The sequence below is a fragment of the Marinobacter sp. V032 genome (genome assembly GCF_052645435.1).
The window spans coordinates 163,976-179,586 of sequence record NZ_JBQXYE010000002.1; the positions used below are offsets into that span (position 1 = coordinate 163,976).

Annotated in this window: 15 protein-coding genes; 6 read left to right on the top strand and 9 right to left on the bottom strand. The window is 54.2% G+C overall.

Annotated elements, in window-relative coordinates:
- The first annotated feature begins 24 nt into the window (after positions 1-24).
- Positions 25-1,293 carry a DEAD/DEAH box helicase gene (locus ACUN9X_RS12315; protein WP_445473297.1) on the top strand — a complete coding sequence of 423 codons (1,269 nt, stop codon included), beginning with the start codon at positions 25-27 and terminating at the stop codon, positions 1,291-1,293.
- Positions 1,294-1,307: 14 nt separating this feature from the next.
- On the top strand, positions 1,308-2,456 hold the full coding sequence (pdxB, locus tag ACUN9X_RS12320) for a 4-phosphoerythronate dehydrogenase PdxB (protein WP_445473298.1): 1,149 nt from the start codon (positions 1,308-1,310) through the stop codon (positions 2,454-2,456).
- A 17-nt stretch (positions 2,457-2,473) separates the two neighbouring features.
- Here pdxB and ACUN9X_RS12325 read toward each other — a convergent pair whose 3' ends face one another.
- The 4 genes from ACUN9X_RS12325 to ACUN9X_RS12340 all read right to left on the bottom strand — a co-directional run bounded on the left by ACUN9X_RS12325 (position 2,474) and on the right by ACUN9X_RS12340 (position 5,586).
- Positions 2,474-2,644 (bottom strand): PA1571 family protein, encoded by a 171-nt coding sequence (locus ACUN9X_RS12325; protein ID WP_260037812.1) that lies wholly within the window; start codon positions 2,642-2,644, stop codon positions 2,474-2,476.
- 219 nt (positions 2,645-2,863) lie between these two features.
- Positions 2,864-3,742, bottom strand: coding sequence for a protease HtpX (gene htpX, locus ACUN9X_RS12330; protein WP_445473299.1), 879 nt, complete (start codon positions 3,740-3,742; stop codon positions 2,864-2,866).
- Positions 3,743-3,895: 153 nt separating this feature from the next.
- Positions 3,896-4,351 (bottom strand): hypothetical protein, encoded by a 456-nt coding sequence (locus ACUN9X_RS12335; RefSeq protein ID WP_445473300.1) that lies wholly within the window; start codon positions 4,349-4,351, stop codon positions 3,896-3,898.
- 20 nt (positions 4,352-4,371) lie between these two features.
- A complete protein-coding gene (locus ACUN9X_RS12340) occupies positions 4,372-5,586 on the bottom strand; it encodes a pyridoxal phosphate-dependent aminotransferase (RefSeq protein ID WP_260037806.1) in 1,215 nt (404 codons plus the stop codon).
- 169 nt (positions 5,587-5,755) lie between these two features.
- On the opposite strand from ACUN9X_RS12340, the gene ACUN9X_RS12345 reads away from it, so the two are divergent.
- The 3 genes from ACUN9X_RS12345 to ACUN9X_RS12355 all read left to right on the top strand — a co-directional run bounded on the left by ACUN9X_RS12345 (position 5,756) and on the right by ACUN9X_RS12355 (position 7,509).
- Entirely contained in the window at positions 5,756-6,424 is a 669-nt protein-coding gene (locus ACUN9X_RS12345) for a DNA-3-methyladenine glycosylase I (RefSeq protein ID WP_445473301.1), read from the top strand.
- Between the two features lie 137 nt (positions 6,425-6,561).
- Entirely contained in the window at positions 6,562-7,047 is a 486-nt protein-coding gene (locus tag ACUN9X_RS12350) for a glutathione peroxidase (protein ID WP_445473302.1), read from the top strand.
- 9 nt (positions 7,048-7,056) lie between these two features.
- Positions 7,057-7,509: a MarR family winged helix-turn-helix transcriptional regulator gene (locus tag ACUN9X_RS12355; RefSeq protein WP_260037800.1), complete on the top strand. Its 453-nt coding sequence runs from the start codon at positions 7,057-7,059 to the stop codon at positions 7,507-7,509.
- On the opposite strand, the gene ACUN9X_RS12360 is transcribed toward ACUN9X_RS12355, so the two are convergent.
- Together ACUN9X_RS12360 and ACUN9X_RS12365 are read right to left on the bottom strand one after the other, a co-directional pair.
- A complete protein-coding gene (locus ACUN9X_RS12360) occupies positions 7,497-9,788 on the bottom strand; it encodes an ATP-binding protein (RefSeq protein WP_445473471.1) in 2,292 nt (763 codons plus the stop codon). The genes ACUN9X_RS12355 and ACUN9X_RS12360 overlap by 13 nt on opposite strands.
- A gap of 97 nt (positions 9,789-9,885) precedes the next feature.
- A complete protein-coding gene (locus tag ACUN9X_RS12365; RefSeq protein WP_260037797.1) occupies positions 9,886-10,659 on the bottom strand; it encodes a hypothetical protein in 774 nt (257 codons plus the stop codon).
- A gap of 268 nt (positions 10,660-10,927) precedes the next feature.
- Between ACUN9X_RS12365 and ACUN9X_RS12370 the strand changes: the two genes are divergently transcribed.
- Positions 10,928-11,914 (top strand): LysR family transcriptional regulator, encoded by a 987-nt coding sequence (locus ACUN9X_RS12370; RefSeq protein ID WP_260037796.1) that lies wholly within the window; start codon positions 10,928-10,930, stop codon positions 11,912-11,914.
- A gap of 25 nt (positions 11,915-11,939) precedes the next feature.
- On the opposite strand, the gene ACUN9X_RS12375 is transcribed toward ACUN9X_RS12370, so the two are convergent.
- Genes ACUN9X_RS12375 through purB form a run of 3 tightly spaced genes read right to left on the bottom strand, consistent with a single transcriptional unit; the run spans position 11,940 to position 15,422 of the window.
- Positions 11,940-12,905, bottom strand: coding sequence for a GNAT family N-acetyltransferase (locus ACUN9X_RS12375; protein ID WP_260037795.1), 966 nt, complete (start codon positions 12,903-12,905; stop codon positions 11,940-11,942).
- The gene (locus ACUN9X_RS12380) at positions 12,896-14,053 is read right to left on the bottom strand and encodes a cupin domain-containing protein (RefSeq protein WP_260037794.1); all 1,158 of its coding nucleotides are present in this window, start codon (positions 14,051-14,053) and stop codon (positions 12,896-12,898) included. Before ACUN9X_RS12380 ends, ACUN9X_RS12375 begins: the two co-directional genes overlap by 10 nt.
- Position 14,054: 1 nt before the next feature.
- Entirely contained in the window at positions 14,055-15,422 is a 1,368-nt protein-coding gene (gene purB, locus ACUN9X_RS12385; RefSeq protein WP_260037793.1) for an adenylosuccinate lyase, read from the bottom strand.
- Positions 15,423-15,611 lie beyond the last annotated feature (189 nt).

Here is a 15,611-nt window from a genome sequence, read left to right on the forward strand (position 1 = left end):
GAATCATAGTGCCGGGAGGACCCGTTGAATAATATTGATGTTCCTGAAGTAGAAGGGAAAGCCCGCTTTACCGACTTTAAACTGGATGCGAAGTTGCAGAAAGCGATCGCCGGTATTGGCTTCGAATACTGCACCCCCATCCAATCCGAAACATTACCACTGACTCTTGCCGGCAATGACCTGATTGGTCAGGCCCAGACGGGCACGGGCAAAACCGCTGCGTTTCTGATTACAGCGATTCAGCGCATGCTGGCATCACCGATTCCTGAAAACGAGCAGTTCGCGTCAGAGCCGCGCATTCTGGCTTTGGCACCGACCCGTGAATTGGCGATGCAAATAGCCGAGGATGCGGAAACCCTGTGTGCGCATACCGGCCATAATGTGGTAACCGTACTGGGTGGAATGAACTACGACAAACAGCGCGACCAACTCCGCAACGATGTGGTGGATGTGCTGGTTGCCACGCCAGGACGATTAATCGACTTCCTGGGATCACAGGATGTGTTCCTCGATCAGCTCGACATGCTGATCATCGATGAAGCCGATCGCATGCTGGATATGGGTTTTATTCCAGATGTTAAACGGATCATCCGCAAGTGCACGCCAAAGGAAGAGCGACAGACCCTGTTGTTCAGCGCCACCTTTAATCAGGATGTACTGAATCTGGCTTCCATGTGGACGCGAAGCGCTGAATTTGTCGAAATTGAGCCAGAGCAGAAAACGGCGGAGCGGGTCAAACAGACCGTCTACATGGTTGGCGGTGATGACAAACTCACAGTATTGGTCAATTACCTCAAGCGTCCGGAAGTTTCCAAGGCGATCATCTTTGCCAACAGGCGCGACCAGTGCCGGGATCTGGAAGAAGATCTCAAACGACAGGATGTGAGCACGGCGTTGCTGTCAGGTGAAATTGCACAGAACAAGCGCCTGCGAACACTGGAAAAATTCAAGGAAGGCAGCATCAAGGCTCTGGTCGCGACGGATGTTGCGGGTCGGGGGATTCACGTTGATGGGGTGACCCATGTTTTCAACTACCACCTGCCGGAAAATGCCGAGGACTACGTCCATCGTATCGGCCGTACCGGTCGGGCGGGGCAGGAAGGCGCCTCTATCAGCTTTGCCAGTGAGGATGATGCCTTCTCGCTGCCTCCTATCGAAAAGTATATCGGTCAGAAGTTGACTTGCACCGTGCCGGAAGAGTCATTGATGGCAGCGCTTGAAAAGCCGCCGATTACCCGTCAGCGGAACCGTCGTCGGCCGTCTACCGGGCGTCGGCCGCCACGTCGGGCTTAATACGAGGAAAGGCGATGTTAATTGTTGCAGACGAAAATATCCCCTTGTTGAATGCGTTCTTTGAGGATATCGGAACAATCAGACGGGTTTCCGGACGCACGCTGACGGCGGATCAGGTGCGCGATGCGGATATTCTGCTGGTGCGCTCCGTCACCCGGGTGGATCAGGCGCTGCTTGAGGGTAGCCGGGTGAAGTTCGTCGGCACGGCCACTATTGGCACCGATCATGTGGATGTGGACTGGCTCAAGTCAGAAGGTATCGCCTTCGGTTGCGCGCCAGGCTGCAATGCAGCAAGCGTGACTGAATATGTGCTGAGTTGTTTGTCGGTATACGCCGAACAGCGGGGCTACGATGACTGGACCGATCTGAGTGTAGGGATCGTGGGTGCCGGGAATGTGGGCAGCAGGCTTTGGACGCGACTGAATCGGCTGGGCTTTGACGTTTGTGTCCACGACCCCATTCGCGCCGAAAATGAAGGTGAGGACGATTTCAGTTCGCTGGAGGAGGTATTGCAATGTGATGTGGTAACGCTGCATACGCCGCTTACCCGGGAAGGTGAATTTCCCACATATCACATGCTGGATGCAGGTCGTCTTGAAAGCCTTACCAGCGATCAGTTACTGATCAATACCAGTCGCGGCGGTGTCATCGACAGCGCTGCCCTGAAACAGCGTTTGCAGGTTGAGAATAGCCCTTACGTTGCGTTAGACGTATGGGAGAGTGAGCCGGAAATAGATAAAGAGTTGGCGGATCGCCTGTGGATGGTCACGCCACACATTGCGGGCTACAGCCTTGAGGGAAAAGTTGGCGGAACCGAGATGATTTACCAGGCGTTATGCCGGTTTCTGGGGTTGCCTGCACGCAAGCAAAGCGGCCAGTTCATGAGTGATCCGGCACTTGGAAAACTTTCGTTTACGTCATCGGCCAAGGCGCTGGATGCGGCTCATCTTGCGATCCGGGCCTGTTACGATGTGCGCAAGGATGATGCGTTCTATCGCCGTTCCCTGTTGCTAGCTGCAGACCAGAGAGCAGCAGCATTTGATGCCATGCGGCGGGACTATCCGATACGTAGGGAGTTCTCAAGCACCAAGATTCAGCTAAAAGGCGGGGTGAAAGAACTCCAGCAGGTATTCCGTGCGCTGGAGTTCAAACTGAAAAGCTGAAGTGGCCGGTCGCTGAATCAGCGGCCGCCGTTTGCGACCCGTGACGTTTGCTGGTCGTCTTCGTCATCGGCGGCCAGTTTTTCGAGCGAACTGCGCACCATCGTATCGGTAATTGGAATTTCCCTTCCATCAGAAAGAATGATTGCAGCACCATTCATCCAGGATTCCGTTGACTGTGTATCGGTCATCACGTGTCTGGCCTCTTTCGTCTCTGTTTATCCAAGTTCCGTCTCAGGATACGGTTCGATTATGTCGCAACGATGACACTGAAGTCGTGACAGTCCTCTCAACCTTCTGTTTCATTATTAACCAACTTCCCCATTCTGACGAGCCTTCGGTTTTACCGCCATTGTACAAAGGTGGTGCAATGGCAGTGGCGTGACCCGCCGGCAGTCTATGATGCTCCCTTATGACCTACTCTGGAGTGCAGCGATCCTTTCTTCAAGGGGAGGGTGGGTCATAAATAGCGCACTTAACCCCTGGCGGGCGCCGCGGTTGATACCGAAAGCCTGGAGCGTGTCCGGCATCTGGTCCGGTACTTCGCTTTCCTGGCGCAAACGGTTCAAAGCACTGATCATTGCGCTGCGCCCCGCCAACTCTGCGCCGGCAACGTCCGCACGAAACTCTCTTCGCCGTGAGAACCAGAACACGATCGTACTCGCCAGAATGCCGAGTACGAGCTCAGCAACAAGGCTGACCACAAAAAAACCAATGCCATGACCGTTTTCGTTGCGGAATACAACCCGATCCACAATGGATCCGATCACGCGAGCAGCGAAAAACACGAAGGTGTTCACGACGCCTTGTATAAGCGCAAGTGTCACCATATCACCGTTGGCCACATGGCCAATCTCGTGACCCAGTACTGCACGGATTTCCGATTTATCGAAGCGTTGCAAGAGTCCCTGGCTGACGGCTACCAGTGCGCTGTTTTTATTCCATCCAGTGGCAAACGCGTTGGATTGGGAGGCGGGAAAAATCGCAACATCCGGCATGCCAATGCCCGCTTTCTGCGCCAGTTCAGCCACAGTGTCCACCAGCCAGCGTTCTGCAGGTGTTTTCGGGTTCTCGATAATCTGGGCGCGCGTGCTCCACATGGCCATTTTCTTGGAGATCAGCAACGAAACAAACGATCCGCCAAATCCGATCACCGCCGCAAAAACCAGCAGCGACTGGTAGTTGATGCCATTTTGGGTGAGATAGCTGTCCAGACCCAGCAAGCGCAACGTGATGCTGGCGACGAGTATGACGGCAAGGTTGGTGCCCAGTAAAAGCAAGATTCTCATGGTGTGTTCCTGAAAGACTGAATCAGAGATATGTCGGAGAATATCGGGTCAGACAGGATTTTGTTCAATAGGTTTACAGTAATTTAAGTAAAGACTGTTTTGATGGAGGGGGCAGGGCACTCAAAGGCTTGGGCGCTTCCTCAGGATCGGCGTTTAAAAGAGCACGGCCTTGACAACTTCTGCGAGAAACGATGAATTGCCATCTTTCAATGCGGATCGCAGCAAGTGAATATTCGTTGACATGTCCGACTGGATGAAAGGCGGCGCATCCTCTGGGGAGGACGGTATCCGGTTCATCAGTTCCGGCGATAGCCGACCGTCCCTTGCAGGGGTGTTGAGACAAACGAATGCAGCCTGAGTCAGGACGGCCTGGTCTGCTGCATTCTGGAGAATGGTATCGTCGTAGCGGATATGGCCTTCGGCTGCGAGCCACAGCATGGTGGAAAAACAGGCTCTGTGCCGGCGACTGTGCAGGCCGAATTCGTCGGGGGAATCCGGTCCTGCAATGTCCTCGACGTAGAGCGTCACCTTGCGTGGGAAGGCGTTGTAGAGCTGAACAAGGATAATGGCTGTGTCCTTGTAAAACTCCTCGATATGAATGTCCGCCATCGTCGCCTGCCTTGTTTTTATTATTGCTGGTAAGTCGAGAGGAAATGGGCCAATCGTTTGATGGCATCTTCCAGCGTATCGACCCGGGGCAAAAACACCACGCGTAGATGTTGTTTGTCTTCAATATTGAAGGCAGAACCCTGTACAAGAAGGATTTTTTCCTGGGTTAGAAGGTCCAGCACCAGCTTCTCATCATTGTGAATAGGGAAGCGCTTGGGGTCGAGTTTGGGGAACATGTAAAGCGCTCCCATGGGCTTCACACAACTAACGCCCGGAATGTCGTTCAGGAGTGACCAGGCCGTTTCCCGCTGCTCGTAAAGACGTCCGCCTGGTAGCACCAGATCATTGATCGACTGGTAGCCACCAAGCGCCGTCTGAATGGCCAGTTGAGCTGGCACATTTGAGCACAGCCGCATTGACGCAAGCATGTCGATGCCTTCGATCAGATCCCGGGCTTTATACTTGGCGCCGCTGATAATCATCCAGCCGGAGCGATAACCTGCAGCGCGGTGATTTTTTGAAAGTCCGTTAAAAGTAAAGAACAGCACGTCGTCTGCAAGCGAAGCGGTGGAAACATGCTTGACCCCGTCGTAAAGGATCTTGTCGTAGATCTCGTCAGACAGCACGATCAGGTTATGCTGGCGGGCCAGCTCTATGACTTGCTCAAGGAGCTCTGTTGAGTAGACCGCACCTGTTGGGTTGTTAGGGTTGATCAATACGATGGCGCGGGTGCGCGAGGTGATCTTGCTCTTGATGTCATCAATATCCGGGAACCAGTCCTGCTCCTCATCGCAGTGATAATGCACCGGTTTACCGCTCGAAAGGGTGACGGCCGCGGTCCACAGCGGATAATCAGGCGCGGGTACCAGCACTTCGTCGCCGGTATTCAGAAGCGCCTGCATTGAAAGCACGATAAGTTCACTGACGCCATTGCCAAGGTAGATATCGTCGATATCCACTTTGTCTATGCCGCGTTGCTGACAATAATGCATGACCGCTTTACGGGCCGAGAACAGGCCTTTGGATTCCACGTAGCCTTGAGCGGCTGACATGTTTGAAATCACGTCCTGCTGAATCTCTTCTGGAACGTCGAGTTCGAAAGCAGCGGGATTACCGATGTTCAGCTTCAGCACTCTGTGACCTTCTTCCTCCAGCTGACGCGCCGCTCGCAGAACCGGACCACGAATTTCGTAACATACGTTCTCCAGTTTGGCGGACTTCTTGTAATTCTGCATGAGCTGAGGGTTCCTGCTTCGGCTTGGGTCAAACCCCTATTCTATCCAAAGGGTTACGTGGGTAGGAAGTGGTGCGTTGTGATCAAGTGCGATCAAATGTGATGAATAGTGGCACAATGCCTGAAATTGACCTCATAGCGTAGGGGCATTTCCCCGGAGTTAAGCCGATATGCTCGCATTTAATGTGATTGAAGATCGCGCAGTGGCGCGCCTTGGGAGCCTGGAAGCTCTGCAAGGCCTGATGCCAGCCGTGCGCTCGGAGAGTGAACTGATCGCACTGCCCGATCGATACTTCCTATCCGTGATGACGCGGAGAATTTTTCAGGCCGGCATGCGTCACAGCGTTATTAATGATCGATGGCCCGTGTTTGAGGAGTGGTTCTGGTCATTCGAGCCGGAGAAGCTGATGCTGCTTTCGGAAGAGCAGCTCGAAAAAGCGATGCAGAATCCTGCTTTGATTCGCCATTGGGGCAAGCTGCGCACGATACCAACCAATGCGGCCCGAATGCTGGATATCAGTCGGGAAAATGATGGTTTCGGTCGTTTTCTCGCCAGCTGGCCTGATGCGGATCTGTTTGGGTTATGGGCGTATCTTAAAAAACACTTTGAGCGGATGGGCGGACATTCGGGAGCACGCTTTTTGCGATTGGCGGGGCGGGACACCTTCCAGCTGACGGATGACGTTATCACTGCACTTATCGCGAGTGATGCAATTGATGACAAGCCGACCCGAAAGCCTGATCGCGAACGCGTTAATGCGGCGTTTATGGAATGGCAAGCACAATCTGGCCGTCCGCTGGCGCATATCAGCAGGATTTTGTCGCTGACAGTAAACTGATGCCTGAAGGGCGTCACGGTTTTTAACTCGGTATCGTTAAATTAAGTTGTGCACAATTAGTTTGTAACAAATTTAAATTTGACGGATACTGGCTGCATTGTGGAATACCGGATACTACAGGCCGAGGAGGGCACAGCATGACAGCACAGAACCTTTACGATATTGAAGTAGAAGACATCAAAGGCGAGACCCACACATTGGCGGAGTACAAGGGCAAAACCCTGCTGATCGTCAATACAGCCAGCAAATGCGGATTCACGCCGCAGTTTGAGGGGCTGCAAACCTTGCACAAGGACCTGGGTGCCGATGCTTTTGAAGTGCTGGGTTTTCCGTGCAACCAGTTCATGAGCCAGGACCCGGGTAACAACGATGAAATCAGCCAATTCTGCAGCCTGAATTACGGCGTTGATTTTCCGATGTTTGCCAAAATTGAAGTGAACGGTCCTGACACGCATCCTCTCTATGCTTTTTTGAAGAGCCAGGCAAAGGGCTTGATGGGATCAGAAAAAATCAAATGGAACTTCACCAAGTTTCTGGTCGATGGTAACGGGAAAGTCGTCAAGCGTTATCCGCCAACGGCAAAGCCAGAGGCCATTCGTGCTGACATCGAAGCATTGCTCTAGTTCATCGTGATGAATACCGATCCTCTCGCGCTGGATAATCAGGTCTGTTTTGCGTTGTACGCTGCAAACAGGGCCATGACCTCTCTATATCGCCCGCTGTTGGATGCGCTGGGCCTGACCTACCCGCAATACCTGGTAATGCTGGTGCTGTGGGAGGCTCAGGGGCAATCTGCCGAGGGTGCTCCGACTGTGACGGTATCAAGCATTGGTGAGCGCTTGAGGCTGGACTCAGGCACTTTGACCCCCTTGCTCAAACGATTGGAGCATCGGGGTCTGGTCACCCGGCGTCGCAGGGAAACCGATGAGCGGGTTGTGGATGTCGCCTTGACGCCGGACGGCCAGCAGCTCCGTACGCAAGCGCTGACGGTACCCGGTGACATGCTGTGCCGGAGTGGTCTGGATGTAGAGCAGGCTGATCAACTCAGGCGCAATTTGAGGCTGTTACTGGATCAGTTCTCCTGAGAGGGATCACCTGCAGCGGCCCAGTTTTCGATCATCGCCTGCAGTTCATGCTTGTTGTAGGGCTTGGTGATGTAATCATTCATGCCGGCTGTCAGGCAATCGTCTTTGTCACCCTGCATGACATTTGCGGTGACGGCGATAATAGGCAGTGATGCCCACTCCGGATTCTGCCGGATACGTTGTGTTGCTTCATAACCATCAAGTACTGGCATCTGGCAGTCCATCAACACCACGTCGTAGCCTTTCTGCTTCAGGGCTGAAATCGCTCGCTCACCGTTCTCTGCCAGATCTACCCGGTAACCCAATTTGCGTAGCATGCTACTCGCCACGATCTGGTTAACGCGGTTGTCCTCTACGAGAAGGATGTCGAGCGCGCGATTGCTCGTTCTCTCGCCGTTCTGGGTTTGGGTCGGTTCTTTTGATGGCTGGCGTGTGCTCGTGGCCGACTGAAGTACAGTTTCAACCTGTTCCCGCCTCAATGGCAGTGAAATAACCTGCATCGGACGGCCCGATACCGGCTTGATGGATTCGGCGGGCTCGCCAATTAAAACAAGCGGGCAGGGAAGCGGAATGTCAGTCAGCTTGCCCCGCATCCAGTCTGCTGTGTCACACAGATAAGCAGCGCTGTGAATAGGGTTATCGCGGTCAAGCGCTTCACTGGATGTCTGAACCGGAATATTCCAGAACTGGAGCTGCCGTTCGAGTGGCAGTCGATGTGGATTGGCGTGGTTCATGTCGAGAACAATGCCGGCTTGTCGCAAGCGTTCTGATTCAAAGACCGCGCGTTTGGCCTGTGATCGCACCGGTAGGGGCAGGATAACGGTAAAGTGAGTGCCTTTGTTCTCCCGGGATTCAACCGTAATCTGGCCGTGCATTCTTTCAACAAGTTGCCGGCATAGTGTCAGGCCCAGCCCCGTGCCGCCGTATCGGCGGGTCGTGTCTGCATTGGCCTGCGAGAACGGCGAGAAAATCCGGCGCAGAGATTCTTCAGCCATGCCGATGCCCGTGTCGATGATATCGATTCGTGTCTCGGTTTTGTCGCTTTTGGCCCTGATCCGTACTTCGCCGGTTTCAGTAAATTTGATGCCGTTGCCCAGCAGGTTGTTGATGATCTGACGGACCCGTGTAGGGTCGCCCTGGAAAATATCCGGAAGTGCAGGGTCCAGATCGATAACCAGTTCAACGTGTTTGTGTCGGGCCTGCTGGCTTAGCAGAGTGGCGCATTCTTCGATCACATCCCGCAGACTGAACTCGATGCTCTCGAGGTTAAGCTTGCCAGCTTCCACCTTGGAAATGTCCAGAATGTCGTTAAGGAGGTTGAGCAGGCTTTGGCCGGCGTTGAGTGCAATGTCGAGCCGGTTTCGCTGACTCGGCTCAAGCTCGCCTTCAAGTGCCAGGCTGAGCATGCCCAGCACGCCGTTAAGTGGCGTGCGGATTTCGTGGCTCATGCTGGCAAGGAAGTTGGCTCTGCTGCGCGCCCGATGAACCGCATCTTCCTTGGCGCGTATGAGCGCCCGGTTACCCCGTTGCAGTGCTTCGTTTTTGTCGGATATTTCCCGTGTTCGGTCGTCGACTTCCCGCTCAAGTTGCGACGAGTAGTGCTTCATCTGGGATTCGGTGTGCCGCACCTGATCAAGGCTGCTGTCGATGGTATCCAGGTGGTGGTTGATAATCGTGACCATCAGCCCGATTTCATCTTCCTGGTGGTGCTTGGGGATTGGCAGCCGGACCTTCTCCGGCGCTTCAGGCTCAACCTCTTGCAGGGCTTCGATAACCCGCAACAGAGGCTTTGTCAGTACGAAATAGAAAATAAACAATAATATGATGCTGAGAATCAGGCTTTTGATAAATCCGCTGATAAGCGTGTTGGCAGCGCGGCTGAGAAAGGCGGTGCCGTAATAGTAGGTGTCAATGCGCACCTCGAGTCGCCCGAGCGGTATGTCGTCAAGCTGCGGCACTCGCAGGCTTTCGGAATATTCGCGCTCGTTCCCGAAGAGGGCGTCGCTGAGCATGCGGTAGCGGGATTCGTTGGAGGTGCGGGTTGAAGACGCCAGTATGCGATCGTCCGGGTCGACAATCCGGGCTTCAACGATAGCGGGATGGCGCAGTAGTCCATCGAGCAACTCTTTTGCCAGGCGGGTATCGATGTTATAGGCGATCTGGGATGCCGGGCTGTAACTGATATCCATAAGCGCCCGGATTTCATCGTCCATACTCTTTCGGGCATTGAAGAAGTCCAGAGTCACTTGTGCCATATTCAGCACGATACCTAGCAGCATCGCGAGCAAAACGGTGTTACGCGTCAGGCGAAATGAAAGGCGCTTGGTAAAAGGAGCACTCACAAATCAAACTATCCCTGTATTATGGCGTCGCGAATTAATCGTCGTAATCCGCTTTTTTCTTCCATTCTTCTTCGTGGGCAAACGAATCCCACTCTTTATCGAGCCGCTGCTGTTCTTCGTCAGATTTTTGCGGAGCATTACCTGCCAGCGTGCCTTCCAGTTCCTTGATCCGCATGCGATAGCTTTTTATCGATTTGACGGCCATCGGGTGATCTTTGATTTTACCCAACTCTGTTGATGCCAGATGGTAGCAATGAATGGCCTTACGAAGCTCGTTATTGCGAATCAGATCGCGGGCCTGGCTGATAAGCAAATCCGCCTGTGTTTTGTGAATAAGAAACAGCACCAGGCTCATAAGCTTGCGGGCCAGGCTTTTTTCAATGCGTCCCTTCTTTTGCTGGCGTTCGATCAGCTTGAACAACGACTGGAGCAGTTGTTTAACGTCGCTGCAGCGTTGCGGTGTATCAATACGCTGAGGAGATTGTTCGTCGGCGCCATCTTCGATGCGCTGGCGGGTTGCCTTGATCTGGCTTTGCCATTGGTCGACTGGTTGCGCTGTTTTAAGCGCCTGGAGTTCCTTGCAGATGTCTTCGGCCCGCATGAGAATGACCAGCTTGAGGTCGCGGGACAGGTATTGCGGGGGCAGCTCCGATAACAATCGTTGGGTAAGATAATAACTGTCTTCAAGCGCTTTTACGGTACGCGCGCGCTCGATTTTGGCCTTTTCCCTGAACTGGGAGATGACAATGATGGCGATCGATACGAGAACGATGACCGCAAAAAATATAACGATGGTAGTGGTGTTCATAAGCCAGCAAACAACCCTTATGCTATTCGATTCCAGCGCCGGTGACGTATTACGCGACTATCCCTGCTGAGTATAGCCCAATCATCTGTCTCAAAGGGTTAAGTTGTGTGTATAAGACAATGACTTAGCTTTGTATGTGATAGAGGTCGGTGGCCGCTCTTCTTTCAATTCATTCCGTTGATGCTGATCCTTTTCTTTATTTATTCCATGAATGGTAGACTGCCCGCTATATTTCTGCCCTGGTGATCAGACCACACAAGGAGAACGGATGGATATTTCACGTGTTGACCTGAACCTGTTGGTCTACCTTGATGTGCTTTTACGCGAAAAAAACGTCACCAAAGCAGCGAATCATCTGGGGATCACTCAGCCCGCAATGAGTAACGGACTTCGGCGATTACGCGATTTGTTCGGCGATCCTTTGCTGGTGCGGACCAGCGAGGGGATGACCGCTACCGAACGCGCGCTGGAGCTGAAGCCCCTGGTGCGTAATATAGTCGCGGATATCGAACGTGCGGTGCAGGCCAAGTCAGAGTTTGCGGCTGATGAGAGTCAGCGTGTGTTCCGGATTATGGCGAGTGATTACGCTGAGTCCTGCCTGATGCCCAGGGTTTTGCGCCGCATCCGTCAGGAAGCGCCGTATGTCACCCTGGATGTATTGACCCCCAGTGATGTGAGCTTTCTTGACGTGGAGCAGGGACGTCTCGATATGGCGATCAACCGGTTTGACACCTTGCCCCAGTCGTTCCACCAGAAAACCTTGTGGACCGAGTACTTTGCCTGCCTGATGAACGCGCACAACCCAATCCTGAGTGAGCCGTTTACTCTCGATACCTATCTGGATGCCAGTCACATCTGGGTCAGCAAAACGGGTTTCGGTGTGGGGGTCGGGGTGAATCCAAAAGATGTGCAGCGTTTGGGCTGGGTGGATGAAGCGCTCACTCTGATGGGGCGTAAGCGAAATATCTCTGTATTCACCCGTCACTATCAGGTCGCAATGCTGCTGGCAGAGCAGCATGATTTGATTGCGACGCTGCCCAGCCGAGCGGCCTGGCTTCAGCGACACAACGCGCAACTGGTGGTGAAGGTTCCGCCGTTCAAGATTCCGCCATTTGAATTGAAAATGGCCTGGAGTCCATTACTTCAGCACAACCCTGATCATCAGTGGTTACGACGTCTGATCATGGATGTTGCTGCTGAAGTGGATGCGGAGTTTGCCGAGTTTGGTCGGCCATTCGAAGGGCAGGATCACTGATCGACAGCTGGTGCGGAGGCTGGCGTTAAATCGGAAGTTCGCGCAGTTCAACCGAAGGACGCGCGCTATCCCACATGCGCTGGAATGCCTCGCTCTGTAGCTTCGCCCGCCCGGTATCGTTGAATCGCGTCCAGCCAACAGGGCTATCCAGAGAGTGTCGGTAGCTGACGCTTTCCCTGTCGCCTATCGAAAAGGCCTGGGTTTCCACAGGGTAATCCGGATTCACCAGGCGTAGCTCGATCTTACTGGGTAGACGCCGCATCAGTTCGACCAACTGATGCCGGCGTTGCACCAGCGGTTTGTCGTCATGGATCAGTATTCGAATTTCAGCATTGCGATGGCTTCGGGCAAGGTCCGAGATCAGGTCCCGCAAGCGCTTGCGATCGTAAATCTCATGGCTGAGGTGCCGTTCGTAGATCCATAGGCGTTGCCGGGCCTGGCCTGCCAGTGTGTCGGTCAGGTCGCAAAGATCCGTTTCGCTGGAGAAGTGCCAGGTGTTGCTGTCTTCCCCGGCAATTGTGGGCATTGATGCGCCACCAACGTTTGCAAGAACTTGCCTGGCAGCGAAGCAGCGCATAGCAAGATGTGGTATGCCGGCGTCATCATAGGGCAGGGAGCAAACATGGAACCCGGCCCGTTGATAAAACGGTACTGCGTATTGCTGGGCACTCAGGTAAAGGCTGTCGAACTCCGGCGCAGCGTCAGCGATCACGTGCCGCAGCATCTGCTCACCGAGCCCCATTCCCCGAAAGTCCTTGAGAATCGCCATCCGCCCGATATGGGCAGCATCTGTAATGGAGGGAGCTAGCCGCGCGACTGCAACCGGCGTGTTGTCCGGGGTCAGGCCGATATAGTGATCCGATATTTCATCGGTATCATCCCACTCCAGCTCTGCAGGCACTGCCTGTTCGTCAATAAAGACGGCCTGACGGATCTCCCTGACGGCCGAGGGCGCCAGTTGCCAGCTGTATTTGCGGATCTTCAGTCGCATTCCAGATACAGGCTTCCCTGATTGATGAGTGTGACCAGCAGGCCGGAAAGTGCCTGGTCTTCTGCCATCAGCGTCATTTGCTGTGGATCAGGCCTATGGCCGGCACACAGCAGGGGCGCGATCCGTTTGGCGTCTCCCTTGAGAACGAAGCGCTCGCCATCGACGAATAGCGCTGTTGCGCCATCAAAGTCATGATAGGCGAATCGGGAGCCTTCGTTCCAGCGAAGCTGCTCGCCGTCATTCAGAGCGTCCCGCAAATCCTCTGCTGTATAGACTTCTTCCGGAGGTGAGACAATCTCACTGTTCTTGGGCGCTGTGGAGTACTGGCCCAGCCAGAGTGCAAGTTGTTCGCGGTTACCAAGGGCAGCGTTCACGATATCCGCAACTTTATCCAATGCTGTCGCACTGATCTCGCCCGGGTTCTCCTGGGGAACGAGGTCAGGGTCGCGGAGCAATTGCTCGGCGCCAGGCAGATTACACAGGAAATCGCTGAAGCCGGTCAGTATATCGTCGTGGCTCGGTGCGCGAAATCCTACGGAAAGCGTGATGCAGTCGCCGCGCGCAATGCCATGATGGCCAACCCCCGGTGGAATATAGAGCATATCGCCCGGTTCAAGCGTGTAGGTATGCTCAGGTTGCCAGTCCCGAAGAATGCGCAGGGGTGTGCCGTCGACCCGCGCAGACTTCTCGTCACAGTGACCACCGTAGTGCCATTCCCGCCGGCCCTCAGCCTGCAGCAGGAACACATCATACTGATCATAATGTGGGCCGACGCTGCCGCCTTCTGGCGCAAAGCTGGCCATGATGTCGTCCAGTCGCCAGTTGGGCACAAAACGGAACCGGTCGAGCAGTGGCGCAAGATCCGGCACCCAGTGATCAAGCCCCTGAACCAGCAAGGTCCAGTGCGTTTCAGGTAATGACTGAAAGCGATCTGCCTCAAACGGGCCATTCTCAAGCTGCCACGGCTTTCCGTCGTCATCCTCAATGACGATTCGCGATTCAACCGAGGGCTCACAGGCGAGCCCGGCCAGTTCGTCGGGAGAAACAGGGCTTTCCATATCCGGAAAGGCCTGTCGGATGATCAGCGGCTTTTTCTGCCAGTAGTCACGCAGAAACTCAGCTGCGTCGAGTCCACCTGGGATTTGCATATCAGATTGACTTCGCCTGATCGGTAGCATTACCGATGTAATTGGCAGGCGTCAGTGCGAGCAATTCGTCTTTACCGGCTTGCGGCATATCGAGTGTGCGCACGAAATCCTGAATAACTTCTGGCGTCATGGCTTTTCCGCGCGTCAGCTCTTTCAGTTTTTCATAGGGCTTTTCGATGTTGTACCGGCGCATGACGGTCTGAATGGGTTCTGCCAGCACTTCCCAGGCCTGATCAAGATCGGCGTCCAGTCGGCTGGAATTCAACTCCAGCTTGCCAAGGCCTTTCAATGTTGATTCGTAGGCAATCAGGCTGTGTGCAAAACCAACACCCAGATTCCGCAATACAGTGGAATCGGTCAGGTCGCGCTGCCAGCGGGAGACGGGGAGTTTGGCAGACAGGTGACCCAGTATGGCGTTGGCGATGCCGAGGTTGCCTTCGGAGTTTTCAAAGTCAATCGGGTTGACCTTGTGAGGCATAGTGGATGAGCCAACTTCGCCTTCAACCGTTTTCTGCTTGAAGTAACCGAGTGAAATGTAGCCCCAGACATCCCGGTCGAGATCAATCAGGATGGTATTGAAGCGGGAAACGGCATCATAAAGCTCGGCAATATAGTCGTGTGGTTCGATCTGAGTGGTGTAAGGATTCCAGCTCAGGCCGAGGGATGTTACGAAAGCTTCTGCGTTCGCTGCCCAGTCAATCGCGGGGTAGGCGGACATGTGGGCATTGTAATTGCCGACTGCGCCATTGATCTTACCCAGGATTTCGACTCGCTTGATCTGCTCCACCTGACGCCGCAGGCGGTGAACAACGTTTGCGAATTCCTTGCCCACGGTTGAGGGCGAGGCTGTCTGGCCGTGTGTACGCGAGAGCATGGGCTGAGCGGCATGCGCGTGAGCCAGTTCGGTGATGCGCGCAATGATGCGGTTCATCGCCGGTAACATGCCGAGCTCCAGACCTTCGCTCAGCATCAAGCCGTGAGACAGGTTGTTGATGTCTTCCGAGGTGCAGGCGAAATGCACAAACTCTGTGACGGCCTGGAGCTCGGGCGTGTCGGCGATTTTCTCTTTAATGAAGTACTCGACAGCTTTTACGTCGTGATTGGTGGTGCGCTCGATAGTCTTGATGCGCTCGGCGTCTGCCAGGCTGAACTGATCCACCAGCTGGTCGAGCACGGCATTGGCCTGGTCAGACAGTGCCGGAACCTCGGCAATTTCAGGGTGTGCTGCCAGTTGCTGAAGCCAGCGGACTTCGACCTTCACCCGGTTTCTGATCAGGCCGTATTCGCTGAAAATTTCGCGAAATACGCGGACTTTTTCGCCATACCGGCCGTCGACCGGTGAAATAGCGGTCAGGGCAGTCAATTCCATCAGAAACCTCTCAATTCATGCGCTGGAGCAGTTGGACAATACCAGTGACGCCAGTTGCGGGCTCGCGGGGCGGCGCCATCAAGTTTGAGAGGGTGTTGCAAAGCGTCGCGAGCGACGGTCAGGCAAGGCGAAAATTCGCGAAAAGCGCAGTTTACGTTAAGTAAATGCGCATTCTGAACGGATTTTCAG